The sequence below is a fragment of the Bacillus spizizenii TU-B-10 genome, assembly GCF_000227465.1.
Classification (GTDB): Bacteria; Bacillota; Bacilli; order Bacillales; family Bacillaceae; genus Bacillus; species Bacillus spizizenii.
The window spans coordinates 3311734-3326440 of sequence record NC_016047.1; the positions used below are offsets into that span (position 1 = coordinate 3311734).

Annotated in this window: 19 protein-coding genes and 1 riboswitch; of the genes, 6 read left to right on the forward strand and 13 right to left on the reverse strand. The window is 45.7% G+C overall.

Going from position 1 to position 14707, the window contains the following annotated elements:
• Positions 1 to 11: 11 nt before the first annotated feature.
• Positions 12 to 118, reverse strand: a riboswitch (SAM riboswitch).
• Between the two features lie 114 nt (positions 119 to 232).
• The 9 genes from GYO_RS38625 to GYO_RS38665 all read right to left on the reverse strand — a co-directional run bounded on the left by GYO_RS38625 (position 233) and on the right by GYO_RS38665 (position 8008).
• Positions 233 to 577 (reverse strand): SCP2 sterol-binding domain-containing protein, encoded by a 345-nt coding sequence (locus tag GYO_RS38625; RefSeq protein WP_014115084.1) that lies wholly within the window; start codon positions 575 to 577, stop codon positions 233 to 235.
• Between the two features lie 107 nt (positions 578 to 684).
• Positions 685 to 1005 (reverse strand): thioredoxin family protein, encoded by a 321-nt coding sequence (locus tag GYO_RS38630; protein WP_014115085.1) that lies wholly within the window; start codon positions 1003 to 1005, stop codon positions 685 to 687.
• Position 1006: 1 nt separating this feature from the next.
• Positions 1007 to 1369, reverse strand: a complete 363-nt coding sequence (locus GYO_RS38635; RefSeq protein WP_014115086.1) for a toprim domain-containing protein — start codon at positions 1367 to 1369, stop codon at positions 1007 to 1009.
• 77 nt (positions 1370 to 1446) lie between these two features.
• Positions 1447 to 1683 (reverse strand): YusG family protein, encoded by a 237-nt coding sequence (locus tag GYO_RS38640; protein ID WP_003222783.1) that lies wholly within the window; start codon positions 1681 to 1683, stop codon positions 1447 to 1449.
• A gap of 55 nt (positions 1684 to 1738) precedes the next feature.
• Complete coding sequence (gcvH, locus tag GYO_RS38645; protein ID WP_003222781.1) at positions 1739 to 2122, reverse strand: glycine cleavage system protein GcvH; 384 nt, start codon at positions 2120 to 2122, stop codon at positions 1739 to 1741.
• Between the two features lie 66 nt (positions 2123 to 2188).
• Positions 2189 to 2545: an arsenate reductase family protein gene (locus GYO_RS38650; protein WP_003222779.1), complete on the reverse strand. Its 357-nt coding sequence runs from the start codon at positions 2543 to 2545 to the stop codon at positions 2189 to 2191.
• Positions 2546 to 2653: 108 nt separating this feature from the next.
• Complete coding sequence (gene fadE, locus GYO_RS38655; protein WP_014115087.1) at positions 2654 to 4438, reverse strand: acyl-CoA dehydrogenase FadE; 1785 nt, start codon at positions 4436 to 4438, stop codon at positions 2654 to 2656.
• A 14-nt stretch (positions 4439 to 4452) separates the two neighbouring features.
• Positions 4453 to 5628 (reverse strand): acetyl-CoA C-acetyltransferase, encoded by a 1176-nt coding sequence (locus GYO_RS38660; protein ID WP_014115088.1) that lies wholly within the window; start codon positions 5626 to 5628, stop codon positions 4453 to 4455.
• A gap of 10 nt (positions 5629 to 5638) precedes the next feature.
• Positions 5639 to 8008, reverse strand: coding sequence for a 3-hydroxyacyl-CoA dehydrogenase/enoyl-CoA hydratase family protein (locus GYO_RS38665; RefSeq protein WP_014115089.1), 2370 nt, complete (start codon positions 8006 to 8008; stop codon positions 5639 to 5641).
• 174 nt (positions 8009 to 8182) lie between these two features.
• On the opposite strand from GYO_RS38665, the gene GYO_RS38670 reads away from it, so the two are divergent.
• Entirely contained in the window at positions 8183 to 8329 is a 147-nt protein-coding gene (locus GYO_RS38670) for a YuzL family protein (RefSeq protein WP_003240817.1), read from the forward strand.
• Between the two features lie 24 nt (positions 8330 to 8353).
• Here GYO_RS38670 and GYO_RS38675 read toward each other — a convergent pair whose 3' ends face one another.
• Positions 8354 to 9262 carry a proline dehydrogenase family protein gene (locus GYO_RS38675; RefSeq protein ID WP_014115090.1) on the reverse strand — a complete coding sequence of 303 codons (909 nt, stop codon included), beginning with the start codon at positions 9260 to 9262 and terminating at the stop codon, positions 8354 to 8356.
• A 94-nt stretch (positions 9263 to 9356) separates the two neighbouring features.
• Between GYO_RS38675 and GYO_RS38680 the strand changes: the two genes are divergently transcribed.
• The 4 genes from GYO_RS38680 (at position 9357) to mdtP (ending at position 12193) form a co-directional block, all read left to right on the forward strand.
• Positions 9357 to 9602, forward strand: coding sequence for a hypothetical protein (locus tag GYO_RS38680; RefSeq protein WP_014115091.1), 246 nt, complete (start codon positions 9357 to 9359; stop codon positions 9600 to 9602).
• Positions 9603 to 9614: 12 nt separating this feature from the next.
• On the forward strand, positions 9615 to 9947 hold the full coding sequence (locus GYO_RS38685) for a spore coat protein (protein WP_003222766.1): 333 nt from the start codon (positions 9615 to 9617) through the stop codon (positions 9945 to 9947).
• Between the two features lie 160 nt (positions 9948 to 10107).
• On the forward strand, positions 10108 to 10575 hold the full coding sequence (gene mdtR, locus GYO_RS38690; protein WP_014115092.1) for a MarR family transcriptional regulator MdtR: 468 nt from the start codon (positions 10108 to 10110) through the stop codon (positions 10573 to 10575).
• Between the two features lies 1 nt (position 10576).
• Positions 10577 to 12193, forward strand: a complete 1617-nt coding sequence (gene mdtP, locus GYO_RS38695; protein ID WP_014115093.1) for a multidrug efflux MFS transporter MdtP — start codon at positions 10577 to 10579, stop codon at positions 12191 to 12193.
• A 36-nt stretch (positions 12194 to 12229) separates the two neighbouring features.
• Here the strand turns inward: mdtP and GYO_RS38700 are convergent, their stop codons facing one another.
• Together GYO_RS38700 and GYO_RS38705 are read right to left on the reverse strand one after the other, a co-directional pair.
• The gene (locus GYO_RS38700) at positions 12230 to 12613 is read right to left on the reverse strand and encodes a tautomerase family protein (RefSeq protein ID WP_014115094.1); all 384 of its coding nucleotides are present in this window, start codon (positions 12611 to 12613) and stop codon (positions 12230 to 12232) included.
• Positions 12614 to 12631: 18 nt separating this feature from the next.
• Positions 12632 to 13372: an SDR family NAD(P)-dependent oxidoreductase gene (locus GYO_RS38705; protein ID WP_014115095.1), complete on the reverse strand. Its 741-nt coding sequence runs from the start codon at positions 13370 to 13372 to the stop codon at positions 12632 to 12634.
• Positions 13373 to 13505: 133 nt separating this feature from the next.
• On the opposite strand from GYO_RS38705, the gene GYO_RS38710 reads away from it, so the two are divergent.
• The gene (locus tag GYO_RS38710; protein ID WP_014115096.1) at positions 13506 to 14393 is read left to right on the forward strand and encodes a LysR family transcriptional regulator; all 888 of its coding nucleotides are present in this window, start codon (positions 13506 to 13508) and stop codon (positions 14391 to 14393) included.
• Between the two features lie 20 nt (positions 14394 to 14413).
• Here the strand turns inward: GYO_RS38710 and GYO_RS38715 are convergent, their stop codons facing one another.
• On the reverse strand, positions 14414 to 14701 hold the full coding sequence (locus GYO_RS38715; protein ID WP_014115097.1) for a YusU family protein: 288 nt from the start codon (positions 14699 to 14701) through the stop codon (positions 14414 to 14416).
• Positions 14702 to 14707: the final 6 nt, after the last annotated feature.

The window sequence follows — 14707 nt, forward strand, 5'->3', positions numbered from 1 at the left end:
AAAATGCCTTTCTCTCATCTTTCAAAGCTGAACGCTTCGTGTGAATTGGCACCATTTCAACAGCGTTGATGGTTGCCGGGCTTCATAGGGCACTTCCCTCCACCTCTCTTGATAAGAGAAATATATAGTCTTTTTCGTCCGGAAATTCTTAATGTAGAATAGCATGGCGAATGATTAAATGTCAATAAAATAAATGATGTCAACTTTTACTATTATAATAATTTCCTATTTTTTAATTCTTTAAAATCCTCTGAAAAAATCCGTTCGTCAGCCAGAGTATGGCTTCTAGTTTTAACAGGGCCCTGAATGACCCCTTTACTTTGAGGCTTCCGCTCTGAATAAGGTGCTGAAGGGAAATGTCTCCGTGCAATAAGTCAATAATTTCTGTTTGGTTTCCGTAAAAGGTCAGGTTGGACGTTTGGGGCGAAGAAATTTTTTTCATTTCTCCCTGTTCGTTTATTGAGACGGTTAAGGCTTCTGTTTCTCCTTGGAAGGTAATGAGCAATGTCGAAGCGTTCAAAAGGGGTTTTAAAAACAGATGCTGATACTCATCTTCTAAAACTTCCGCTTTCTCCATATGTACAACCTCCTATTTGTTGGTCATACATACACATTTCTCTTTCTGGCGCAAGAACCCCTTTATAAAACGAACGACAATTTCATTGGATTGTGCAGAGAAATATGTCATAAATGGGATGCGGAAGATGATTTTTGTTTGATCAGCTCATATAAATAAGAAACAGAGTGAAACGCATATCCTCTTTCGACCACTTTTCCGCCTTTAAACAGCAGAAAACAAGGGACGCTTTCAATTTGATATGCTTTTGCGAATGTCGGAGAGTAATTGACATTGTTTTTATAGAAGGCGACATCAGGCAGCATTTCTTTCACCACTGTCAGCATTTTGCTTGCTAGCTGGCAGGTGCCGCAAAACGGAGTATATAAATAAAGGAGATACACATCATCTTCAATGTGCTCAAGCTCATATTCTTGGAGTTCTTTCATGCTATACACCTCGGGATTTTCTTTCAAGAAAAATAGTATGGACATTCAAATTCGCGCGCAGCAATACAGAGGCGACATGGTGCCTGGGTGCAGCCGCTACTTCCTTATAGGCTCTGTCGATATGGAGATGGCAGGCTTCGTTAAATTCTCTTTTCAGCTGTTTTCTTAATTTCTCGCCTGATTCATCAGCATCAACTAATATATAGACGTCTTTATCGTAAAGCTCGTCAGCCAATTCCTCAAGCTTCAGCTGGCTGATTGTTCCGTTTGTGCAGATAATGCGCACTGGTTCATTCAGGACGCTTTCGATTTTCTCTTTATCTGTTTTCCCTTCGACAATCATAACCTTTTCCAGCTCATCCATCTTCATCTTCTTCACCTGCCGCGTCATATTTGAAACGTTCAGATTGTAAAAGAAGGCAGTGAAATTCACCGCCAACATTAACACCAGCCGTTTTCGTAGTCACAATCCACGTATTTTTCGTCGTTTCCTGAGACCACATCAGCTGTCTTATAAAATTTCTCATTTTCAAAGGAATAACCGGACTTAAGCTCATATTCATTCATGCTTGTCATTTGGCCGATCATCTCATTTTCATGATATAACGAGAGCCGGCCATTTTGAAAGCGGCCTGTCACATCATTGGTGACATCGAGCTTTTGTTTGCTGAAAGCCATATTGGACACCTCCCATAACGTTAGCGTGTCCAATTGCCTTTACAGCTATCCTGTTTTAGTCTTCTTGTGTCATCTCTTCGTATTGCTCTGCTGTCATCAGTTTTTCAATTTCAGAAGCGTCAGACGGCTCAACGACGATCATCCATGCTTTTTCGTACGGAGATTCGTTGACGAATTCCGGACTGTCATCAAGATCTTCGTTTACTTCCACAACAGTTCCGTTAATCGGTGCATAAAGCTCAGATACCGTTTTAACGGATTCAACACTGCCAAATGGCTCGTCCGCTTTGATTTCAGCGCCGACTTCAGGAAGTTCGACAAACACGATGTCGCCTAGCTCAGACTGGGCAAAATGCGTAATTCCAATTCTGGCTTTTTCTCCTTCAACTTTTACCCACTCGTGTTCTCCTGAGTAACGCAAATCTTTAGGTATGCTCAATTGAATCCCTCCATTTTTTACAGCACTACAATAAGAAGATAACATACTTTTCAAAAAAAATTTACATTAAGCCCAGTTTTCTTCAAATTGGTCTTCTTTAAATCCGACTGTCACTTTTTCGCCGTCTGTTGTAAGCGGGCGTTTGATCAGCATTCCGTCTGAAGCCAGCAGTTCAAGCTGCTCGTCCTCCGACATGTGATACAGCTTTTCCTTGAGATTCAGCTCACGGTATTTCATGCCGCTCGTGTTGAAAAATTTCTTGAGATCCAGCCCGCTTTTTTCATAAAGCGCTTTTAGTTCTTCTTTGCTTGGAGGCTGCTCTGCAATATGTATTTCGTTTATTTCTTTCCCATGCTCTTCAAGCCATTTCTTTGCTTTGCGGCACGTTCCGCATTTAGGGTACCAGTAAAAAGTTAACGACATCTTCTTCCCCCTCAATAAAATAATCGAGGTTATTTTAACACAGTTTGTTTTAAAAACCTAAAACAGTGCTTCTTAAAAAAGCTCCGCGCATGCGGAGCTCTTGGCCAATCAGACAATATATTTTTCAGCTTCAAAAACGCCCGCTGCCGCTTCGCGTTTTTTCTGAATAACGTTTTTAGGTGTTACACGCGTGAGCTTGCGCAGAGCGGAAAGCATCATGCGGAGTGAATCTCCTTCTTCCATTGCGATGAGGGATTCCTTCGCGTGCGCTTCAATTTCATTAAAGGCTTCTTGAATGAAAATTTCTGTATACAGCACCTTTTGCGCCGCTTTTTCTTCGCCTTGCGCGGCAATGGCCTTTTCCGTTCTGAGCACGGCTGATTCCATTGCATACACATTGCTGACGATATCCGCGACGTTGACGAGAATTTCTTGTTCGCGATCGATGGCTTTTCCGTATTTTTGCGCGGCGAGACCGGCAGCGAACAACGCGATTTTTTTGGCTTGCTTAACGATATATTTCTCCTGCTCTAACACGCCGCTGCCAGGCTCTTCAGGCATAAGCATCATGAGTTCTTCCTCCAGCGATTGCGCTTTTTCAAATAGAGGCAGTTCGCCTTTGAGCGCTTTTTTCAGGAAGGTGCTTGGCACGATTAACCGGTTGATTTCGTTTGTGCCTTCAAAAATCCGATTGATCCTTGAATCCCTGTAGGCTCTTTCTACTTCGTACTCCTGCATAAAACCGTAGCCTCCATGAATCTGCACGCCTTCATCTACGATATAATCAAGCGTTTCAGAGCCAAATACCTTATTCAGAGAGCATTCGATGGCATATTCGGCAATTGACTTGGCAATTTGCCGGCCGTCCTTGAGATCTTCGGCTGTAAACTGGCTCATATTGTCTTCAAACAGCCCAACAGTTCTGTACACAGAGCTTTCCATCGCGTACAGCCTTGATGCCATTGTGGCAATTTTTTCCTGGGTCAGCGAAAAGCTAGCAATCGGCGTTTTAAATTGGCGCCGCTGATTTGCGTATGCCGCAGACAGCTCGATTACCCGCTTAGATGCACCGATTGTGCCAACCGCCAGCTTGTAGCGGCCGATGTTTAAAATATTAAAGGCGATGACATGCCCTTTGCCGATTTCTCCAAGCAGGTTTTCTTTTGGCACTTCAGCCTGATCTAAAATAAGCGTTCTTGTCGATGATCCTTTGATTCCCATTTTCTTTTCTTCCGGACCCGTGGATACACCCGGGAAATTTTTTTCCACAATAAAGGCCGAGAACTTTTCGCCATCCACTTTAGCGTAAACAACAAATACATCAGCAAAGGCAGAGTTGGTAATCCACTGTTTTTCCCCGGTTAACACGTAATGCGTTCCTGCTTCATTCAGCACGGCTGTTGTTTTTGCTCCAAGCGCATCAGACCCAGAGCCCGGCTCAGTCAGTGCATAAGCAGCGATCTTTTCGCCTGAAGCGAGTCCTGGCAAATATGTTTTCTTTTGCACTTCTGATCCGAAAAAGACGATCGGCAAGGACCCGATGCCGACATGCGCCCCATAAGAAAGAGAAAAGCTTCCCGCACGCGAAAATTTTTCAGTGATGAGTGCCGAGCTGATTTTATCAAGACCGAGCCCTCCGTATTCCTCAGGCACATCAGCGCCAAGCAGCCCAAGTTCGCCCGCTTTCTTCAACAGCCTGACGGAATGCTCGAATTGATGGTTTTCGATGTCATCTATATGAGGGAGAACATCCTGCTCAATGTAGTCCTCAGTTGTTTTCGCAATCATTTTATGCTCGTCAGTGAAATCTTCCGGTGTATACATTTGATCGTATGGAACATCCTCGATTAAGAAACCGCCGCCTTTTTGTACTTCAGCCGCTTTTTTTGCCATTTGTTTTTCCCCCTTTAGCATAATTCAAATACACCGGCCGCTCCCATCCCGCCGCCGATACACATTGTAACGACTCCAAATTGCTCGTTTCTCCGTTTCATTTCATGAATCAGTGAAAGTGTAAGCTTTGTACCCGTACAACCGAGCGGATGTCCAAGCGCGATTGCGCCCCCGTTGACATTCACTTTTTCCTCATCAATTCCCAGTTCCCTTATCACTTGAATGGCCTGTGATGCAAAAGCTTCGTTCAGTTCAAACAAGCCGATGTCCTGCAGTTGAAGCCCGGCAAGCTTCAAGGCACGCGGAATGGCTTCCACCGGTCCGATGCCCATCACTTCCGGCGGCACGCCGCCTACTGCAAAGGAGCGGAATTTCACAAGCGGCGCCAAGCCCAGTGCATCAGCTTTTTCCCGGTCCATCAGCATAACTGCCGCCGCTCCGTCACTCGTCTGCGAGGAATTACCCGCAGTAACCGTTCCGTCAACGGAAAAAGCCGGGCGCAATGTCGCTAAGATGTCTGTCGTCGTTTGCGGGCGAACGCCTTCATCCTGAGAAAATACAAACTGTTTTTCCTGAGACTTATGGTTTTCTCCGATTTCTGTCACCGTCACTTCGACGGGAACAATCTCATCTTTAAATTTCCCCTCTGCAAGAGCTTTGGCCGCATTCTGGTGGCTGCGAACGGCAAACGCATCCTGATCCTCGCGGGAGACGCCGTATTTTTTCGCGACCTGCTCGGCTGTGTGGCCCATGCTCATGTAATATTCCGGCGCCTTTTCTGCCAATGCGAGGTTCGGACGGGTCACATGCCCCATCATCGGAACCTGAGACATGGATTCTGCTCCGCCGGCGATCGCTGTATCATAGGCGCCGAGCATAATTTTTTCTGCCGCATATGCGATGGACTGAAGACCTGAAGAGCAGTAGCGATTGACTGTAATTGCCGGGACCGTGTACGGCAGTCCCGCAAGCGCGCCAATATTTCTCGCCATATTTAGCCCCTGTTCCGCTTCAGGTGTTGCACAGCCGATAATCAAATCGTCAATATTGCCTTCGTAGCCGCCTGCCCGTTTCAGTGTTTCTTTTACGCAAATCGCTCCCAAATCATCCGGACGAACGGTGGCCAACGATCCTTTTTTTGCTTTCCCAACCGGTGTTCTTGCACCTGACACTATGACTGCCTCTTTCATAAGCTCCCTCCTAATTCCGTAAAGGTTTACCTTTCACAAGCATATGCTGCATTCTCGCTTGAGATTTCGCCTCTCCTGCCAAACTCAAAAACGCTTCTCTCTCGATCTCCAATAAATACTCTTCATCAACCTCTGTACCGAACGGCACTTTTCCGCCGGCAATGACATAAGCGAGTTTTTTCGCGATCTTGAAATCATGCTCTGATATATAGCCGGACAGCTTCATTTGCTCAGCGCCAAGCAAGAGTGCCGCATAACCGGTTTCTCCCGCCACCTTGACCTTTTCTTTTACAGGCGGCCGCCAGCCGGTATCGTATAAAGATGCGGCCAGCTGTTTTGCATCGTAAAGCAGGTGGTCCTGATTCATGCTGATGTGATCTGTTTCTTTTAAGATGTTCATCTCACGAGCCTCTTGGGCGGAAGCGGATACTTTCGCCATCGCAATCGTTTCAAATGTTTTCATTGCCGCATTCATCGGATCAAGACTGCGGCGAAGATGGTTGATGTACAGCTCTTTGTTTCCACCTCCGCCAGGGATGAGGCCGACGCCGGATTCCACAAGCCCCATATAGGCTTCGCTTGCTGCTTGAATACGAGCCGCCGGCAGACACACTTCCGTTCCTCCGCCGAGCGTCATGCCAAATGGCGCGGCGACAACCGGTTTCGCACTGTATTTGATCTTCATCATCGTCTCTTGGAAACGGCGTATCACGAAATCAACTTCCAAAAAGTTGTCATCCTGGACTTCCATTAAGATCATGCCAAGATTCGCGCCGACGCAGAAATTTTTTCCTTGGTTGCCGATGACAAGGCCTTTGTAGTTCCGCTCTGTTTCCTCTAACGCTTTGTTGATCATTTGAATGATATCGAGGCCGATCGCATTGCTTTTCGAATGGAATTCAAGAAGGGCCACATCATCTCCAAGGTCAATCAAGCTTGCTCCGTTATTTTTTGCAATCACGCCTTTTGTTTCTTTAAGTGCTTGTAAATGAATCCGTTTTTTGTTTTCTTTCACGGCTCTATATTCGCCGCGGTCATAATAAAATACCGTTCCGTTCTCTTTGATGTAGAAGGTTTCATTCCCTTTGTCCAGCATGTCTTTGATCCAGCCAGGCATATCTGCTCCAAGCTGCTCAAACTTTTCTGCCGACTGCCTGAGGCCGATGGCATCCCACATTTCAAACGGGCCCAGCTCCCAGCCGAATCCCCACTTCATGGCTTGGTCAATCGCATGAATATCATCGGCAATCTCACCAAGCAGTTCGGCTGAGTAAAGCAGGGTTTGAGATGTGATATTCCACAGCAACCTGCCGGCTCTGTCGTCTGAGTAAATAAGCGCTTTCATTTTCGCTTTAGTCCCTTTTGCCTGTTTTGCCGCTTCAAGTGCCGGTGATTTCATTTTTGTCCGCTCGCCATAAGTAAGCGTCACTGGGTCAAGCTCATAAATCGTTTTTCCTTCTTTTTTATAAAAGCCTTGTCCTGCCTTGCTTCCGATCCACCCTTTTTCCAGCATATCGTTCATGAAAACTGGCAGGCGGAACACTTCTTTCTCGTCTCCATCCGCTTTGTCATACACATTTCGGGCGACGTGGGCAAATGTATCGAGTCCGACAACATCAAGCGTTCTGAAGGTCGCGCTTTTCGGTCTGCCGATTAGCGGGCCTGTGATCGAATCAACTTCCCCAACCTGATAGCCGCCTTTCAGCATTTCTTGGACTGTGACGAGAAGTCCATATGTTCCGATGCGGTTTGCGATAAAGTTCGGTGTGTCCTTTGCTGTAACAACGCCTTTGCCGAGGACATTTTCACCGAAGGCTGTCATAAACTTTAAAATATCAGGATCAGTTTCCTTAATCGGAATGATCTCCAGCAGCTTTAAATAGCGGGCGGGATTAAAAAAGTGCGTTCCAAGAAAATGGGCTTTAAAATCATCCGACCGGCCTTCAGCCATTTCCTGCACTGATATGCCGGAGGTGTTGCTTGAGACAATGCTCCCAGGCTTCCGGTGTTCATCCACAAGTGCGAAAATTTGCTTTTTAACTTCAAGGTTTTCGACAACAACTTCAATAATCCAATCTGCTTCTTTGAGCTTTGCTGCATCATCCTCCAGATTGCCTGATGTGATATAGGAGGTATTTTTTGCTGATGTGAGGGGAGCGGGCTTTTGTTTCAGCAGTTTTTTCACCGCCTGCCGGCTCAGCCTGCTGCGCACCTCCGGACTGTCTTTCGTCAGTCCCCTTTTTTCCTCTTCCTTTGTCAAATCGTTCGGCACAATATCAAGCAGCAGGACAGGAATTCCGATGTTAGCCAAATGCGCCGCAATCCCGGAACCCATTACCCCCGATCCTAAAACGGCTGCCTTCCGAATGTGTTTGTGCATGAGATATCCCCCTTGAACATTGAATGAATAGTCATTCATTTTTTGACCAAAAAAAATGAAACCCGTTTCTTCTTTCATCTTAAAAGATTTCCGGTTCGACTTCAATAGCTAATTTGTTATTTTTTTGTATGAAGCTTATAAAAGACGGGCAACTTAAGCCCGGAGGTGAAGGGAATGGTGCGAGAGAAAAAAAATCCGTCTTCAGCGGCAGTCAGCGCGGCGAGCGTAAAGGGAGATGCCGGTCCGACTCAGCATTACGGCGGCGGAAAACGGACAAGTCAAAATCAGCAGTATAAAAAACATAACATGGAACAATCATAATGCAGCTGCTTCCCGCGGCTGCTTTTACTTTTTCAAGATCCCTTTTAACACAAACGCTGCATTGGCGGGCCGTTCGGCAATTCTTCTCATAAAGTAGCTGAACCAGTCCGTTCCATATGGGACATACACACGCATTCTGTACCCTTCCTTGGCGAGTTCCTTCTGCCGCTCCGGCCTGATGCCGTAAAGCATTTGAAACTCAAATTGTGACGCTGGGATATGATGTTCAGCAACGAGCTGTTTCGTAAACGCAATGATGTCATCGTCATGTGTGGCGACAGCCGTGTAGTTCCCACTTAACAGCTGCAGCTTTATTAGGCTCTGAAAATGAAGGTCTGTTCCTTTTTTGTCTGGAAACGCTACAGCCGCAGATTCTTTATAAGCGCCTTTCACAAGTCTGAGATTCGGCTTTAAGTCGCGCATATTTCTGATATCTTCTGCCGCCCGGTACAGATACGCCTGAATCACCGTGCCGAGCATCTCAAATTCCTGTTTGCATTGCCTGTAGATAGCGAGTGTCTGTTCATAATGAGAATAGTCTTCCATATCAATGGTCACAGCAACACCATATTGCTTCGCAGCGGATAGAATGGCACGCAAATGAGATAGGGCAAGTTCTTCTGAAAGATCGAGCCCGATCGAGGTCAGCTTTAATGAAAGCTCTGAGTCCAATTGATGTTTGGCAATGGCTTGAATGGCCTTCTTGCATTCCTCTGCGACTTGATCTGCTTCTTTTTCTGAAGCGGCATACTCGCCTAAATAATCAATTGTTGCGCATAAACCGGATCTGTTTAGCCTTTTGACGGTCTTAACCGCCGACTCAATTGTATCGCCGGCGACAAACCTTCGTGCCCCAAGCCGCGTTCCGTATGCTTTGGCGAACTTGGTAAGTGTTTTATTTTGAGATAAGAATAAAAACACATGTCTCAACATCCGACTCCCTCCTGCCTTCATCTTCAAAACACCTGTATATAACTCCCAGCCTGAAGGAAACTATAAAATGAACAGAAATCAAAGGAGGATCACAATGGAAAATCAGCAGCAATCTCAAATGCCGCCTTCCGTTATTTCGACAAAGGATCATTTGTATCTGAATGACATGCTGAACTGGAATTTGCTCGCGATGAAAAAAGCGCATTTCATGGCGCAGCAGTGCCAGGATCAATCGTTAAAACAAGAACTCGACCGCGTCGGACACATGCATCATGATCACTATCAAAGAATATTAAAGCACCTGCAGCCAGGCCAGCAGCAGTCCGGCTACATCCAATAAGGAGGCGCCAGAATGAATCAGCAAAATCAGAAAATCAGCAATCCGCAGACACCTGTACCGACAACTTCGGAAATGAATGACAGAGATTTCGTCAATGAGTTGCTGACAACAGAAAAATACATGACAACAGCTTATTGCACAGCCCTGCACGAATTCAGCCACGAGTCTCTTTATCAGGATATTCAATCCATTTTTGATGAGTCACAAAAAGCGCAAAGAAAACTGTATGACCTCATGTTCCAATATGGATGGTATTCTGTTGAAGCGGAGGATGCCCAAAAGCTGCAGCAATCCTATCAAAAATTCCAGCAGACCATTCAGCAGCAGTCTCCATATCAGCAGTAACAACATCAGCAAAAAGGATACGATGTTCTTCCGGGCATCTATCCTTTTTTTGTGCGTAAAATCAGTTGACTTTTCATTAACACTTATTTATATTTAATAAGCATTAACTATTTTGTCATCAAAATATATATACAGTGTATGTAACAGAGGGGAAATGAATATGAAGAGTGCGGATCAGTTAATGTCCGATATCCAATTATCGCTTCAGGCGCTCTTTCAAAAGATACAGCCTGAAATGCTAGAAAGCATGGAGAAACAAGGTGTCACCCCAGCGCAGCTGTTTGTGCTGGCCAGCTTAAAGAAACACGGCAGCCTCAAGATTTCTGAAATTGCCGAGCGTATGGAGGTTAAGCCAAGCGCGGTGACGCTAATGGCTGATCGCCTTGAACAAAAAAATCTTATCGCCAGAACACACAACACAAAAGACAGGCGAGTGATTGATCTCAGTCTTACTGATGAAGGAGACAGAAAGTTCGAGGAGGTTTTGGCGGGCAGAAAAGCCATTATGGCGCGATACCTTTCCTTCTTGACGGAGGAGGAAATGCTTCAGGCGGCGCATATTACAGAAAAGCTCGCACAAGCAGCGGAAACTGATGAAAAGCAAAACATGAAAGAAGGAAACGGATGAAATGAGTAATGAAGGCAAACAATCAAAACGAACGTTATTAATAACAGGCTTAATTATTGCCATGTTTTTTTCAGCTCTTGACGGTACCATTGTCGGAACGGCCATGCCGAAAATTGTCGGTGATCTGGGCGGTTTGAGCATGATGACCTGGCTGACAACTGCATATTTGTTAACATCAACAACCATTGTTCCAATTGCCGGTAAACTGGCCGATTTATTGGGACGCCGCATTGTCTATGTATCAGGATTAATTATTTTTATGGCAGCTTCTGCTTTGTGCGGGATGGCCAACAATATGACAGAATTGATTATCTTCCGAGGACTGCAGGGAATCGGTGGGGGCATTATGATGCCGATGGCGATGATTGTCATCGGTGACTTGTTCACAGGAAAACAGCGTGCTAAATTCCAAGGGGTCTTTGGCGCGATTTACGGGCTAGCTTCAGTGATTGGGCCGCAAATCGGCGGCTGGATTGTAGACTCACTAAACTGGAAATGGGTTTTCTATATTAACCTTCCAGTCGGAATTATTGCGGTTATTTTTATTGCCAGAGGATTGCAGGGCCGTCAGCAGACTGGTCCGATCAACTTCGATATCGCTGGTATTTTCACGATGATTGTCGGGGTTGTCAGCCTCCTTCTCGCCCTAAGCTTTGGCGGAAAAGATTATGCGTGGGGCTCATGGCAGATTCTTGGCTTGTTCGCACTCGCGCTGATCGGCATTGTCAGCTTTATTATCGTAGAATCAAAAGCAAAAGAGCCAATCCTGCCAATGTATTTATTTAAAAACAGAACGTTTACATTTTTAAACCTGATCGGCTTCTTTATGAGTATCGGAATGTTTGGTGCCATTACGTTTGTTCCTTTCTTTATGCAGGGAATTGTCGGAGTCAGCGCGTCTGAATCAGGTACAATTATGACACCGATGATGATCTCTATGATTATTACAAGTATTATCGGCGGCCAGCTTGTTTACAAAGTCGGCATTAAACCGCAAATTATTACAGGCATGATAGTTATGGCCGGAGGATTCCTGCTGTTAACGACTTTGGACCTTGATACGAGTAAGCTTGTTGCTACATCGTATATGGCAATTATTGGTCTAGGAATGGGTCTGGTTATGCCGATTCTGACACTAGCTTTACAGGAAAGCTTTTCGAAGGAGGAGCTTGGGGTTGTCACCTCTTCCAGCCAATTCTTCCGTTCTATCGGAGGAACATTCGGCATTACCATGCTGGGAGCCGTAATGAATGCAAGATCAGGAAGTTTATTAACAGATAAACTGGTGCCGTACTTAGACTCACTTCCGGCACAGGCAAGCTCATTTGCCTCCCAGCTAAAGGGTATGATTGATACAAATCCGCAAGGGCTGCTGCAATCACTGTTCAGCCCGGACGCAATCAAACAAATCCCTGCGGCTTTCTCATCCCATATTATGCCGATATTAAAAACATCGTTGATGGATTCACTCCACAGCGTGTTTTATACAGGCCTGATCTTTATCGCCGTCGGAGCCGTATTTACATTGTTCTTAAAACCTATCAAGCTATCAAATAAGAAAACGGGAGAACAAGTAAAGGAGAAAGCGGCACAAGCCGTTGAATCCCCTTCCCATTAATAGAGTGCCCCGCGGATACCAATCCGCGGGGTTTTGTTATTCGATCATCTGAGCCCTTCCATTTCCGAAGGACCAATCCTCATCCTGATTTCCGGCCAGCATAATAAACACATCTTCTTTTCTTACGCCAAGCTGGGAATGAATCCGGCTCGCGATTGAGTGGTAAAGGGATTTTTTCTGTTCAGTTGTTCTTGACTGTTTCAAGGTAAAATGAATGTATATCAGTTCATTGGTGCGCTCGACCTGCAGATAAGACGGATCATAAAAAAATTCACTATTTTCATATTGCCTGATGACTTGAAAGTAGTCATCTTCCGGCACATTAATTTCTTCGATCATCGATTGGTGAATGGTCCTGCTTAGTTTTTGAAGCCACGCTTCACTTCTTCCCGCCCGTAAATGAATCTGTACAAATGGCATCCCCCGCATCTCCTCTCTTTACAGCGTCTGTCCGCTGTCAATCGTGATGATTTGGCCTGTGAGTGATTCCTGTTCAACAAGCGAACAAATCAATTTGGCGACTTCATCCGGTTCAGCGATACGCTGTAACAGCAAAGTGCCGATCATGCTTTTCATTTTTTCTTCCCGGCCAGCCCACCATCTCGTTGCGACAGCTCCCGGTGCTACACCGCTCACCCTGATTTCGGGCGCTAAGGCGTGGGCCAATGATTTCGTTAAACCGTGCACCGCCGATTTTGACACTGCATAAGGCATAGATGAACCCGCCCCGGTTAACCCTGCGATGCTGCCGACATTTACGATCGCTCCAGCCTTGCTTTTTTTCATGAACGGAACCACTGCCCGCGCGCAGAAAAACATCCCTTTCACATTGACAGCGTATAACTCATCCCAGATGTCTTCTGTCGCAGCTTTAAGATCATCCATTGGAATGTGCCGTGTAATGCTGGCATTATTGACTAAAACATCAATCGTGCCGTATGTTTTCACGATTGATTGAACCATGTCCTGCACTTCGCTGTTTTTTGATACATCCGCTTGGATGGCGAAGGCTCGGCCGCCAGCTTTTTTAATCATATCCACTGTTTCCTGCGCTTCGGATTGTGAACGTGAATAATTCACCGCAACAATCGCTCCGCGTTTTGCCAATTCCATACTGGCTGCTCGTCCGATTCCTGTGCCGCCCCCCGTTACGAGAGCTATTTTGTTCATTACATTCATTGCCGCCACTCCTTGCTGTTGATTAACATCTCTTGCTGATTCCATTGTAATCCAGGTCAGGTGTTACGTATAATGATTGTTAAAGATACTTGCTATCACTCAGATTGATAGCAAGCGAACGGAGGAGTTCAACATGGAAAGTGGAGATTTACGTGTGTTTCAAATGGTAGCCCGTGAAGGCTCCATTACGAAAGCAGCCCTGCAGCTTGGCTATGTGCAATCGAATGTCACAGCCAGAATTCAGCAATTGGAAGCTGAGCTGGGCACCATCCTGTTTTTGCGCCACAATCGGGGTATGACACTTTCTGCAAGCGGAAAACTGCTGCTCGACTACGCAAATAAAATTATCGGCCTGCTGGATGAAGCGTCTAAAGCGCTCTTATCTACTGTAGAGCCAAGCGGACCGCTTATGATCGGCTCCACTCAGACAACAGCCGCGGTAAGGCTTCCGAAACTTCTGGCTTCTTATTATGAAGAACACCCAAACGTCCAGTTGTCTTTAACAACAGGACATACACAATTCCTCCTTGATAAAGTTCTCCGGTATGAATTAGATGGCGCATTTATCGGATGCGAATGCAATCATCCTGAGCTCGAATCCTATCCTGCATTTGAGGAAGAACCAGTAGTTGTTTCAGCTGCCTCCATATCCGATGCAGAGGAAGCCATCAAAAAGCCGATTCTCGTTTACAGCACAGGCTGTTCGTATCGAGAGACACTTGAAAAATGGCTGCGAACTGTCGGTGTCACACAGCCGGTCATTATGGAATTTGGTACGCTTGAAGCGATTATCGGCGGGGTTACAGCAGGTCTTGGCATCTCGTTGCTGCCGAGAACGGTTGTACAGAAACACGAGGCTGAAGGGTCGATTCGATTGTACCCGCTGCCCAAAGCTCTCAGACAGATGAAAACAGAATTTATTGTCCGAAAGGATTCGTTTATCAGCAGCGCGCTGCGGACCTTTATGGATTCCTTTGCGCCAGATAAAACGGCAGAATCACAAAAAAACAGTCTGCTATAATTGGCAGACTGCTTTTTTAGCTATTGTTTGTTTCGATGCGCTTCATTTAATTCCTTAATATGCTGAATGATATCTTTAATGCCCTGCTTCGCGTCAGGATATGTCGCATTCCAATGTTTAGCGAGCGGCGGCATGCTTTTGGCTATATGTGTGTACAAAATCCATTGCTTCACTTCTTCTTTTAGCTCATTGTTTGTGTCACCAAGCAGAAGCTCAGTATACTTCTCCAGCAATCCATCCAGCTGCTCCTGAAGTTTTTGTTCCATTTTCCATCTTCCTTTCGAAAAAACAGCAAGGAGCTTTCTCAAGTAAAA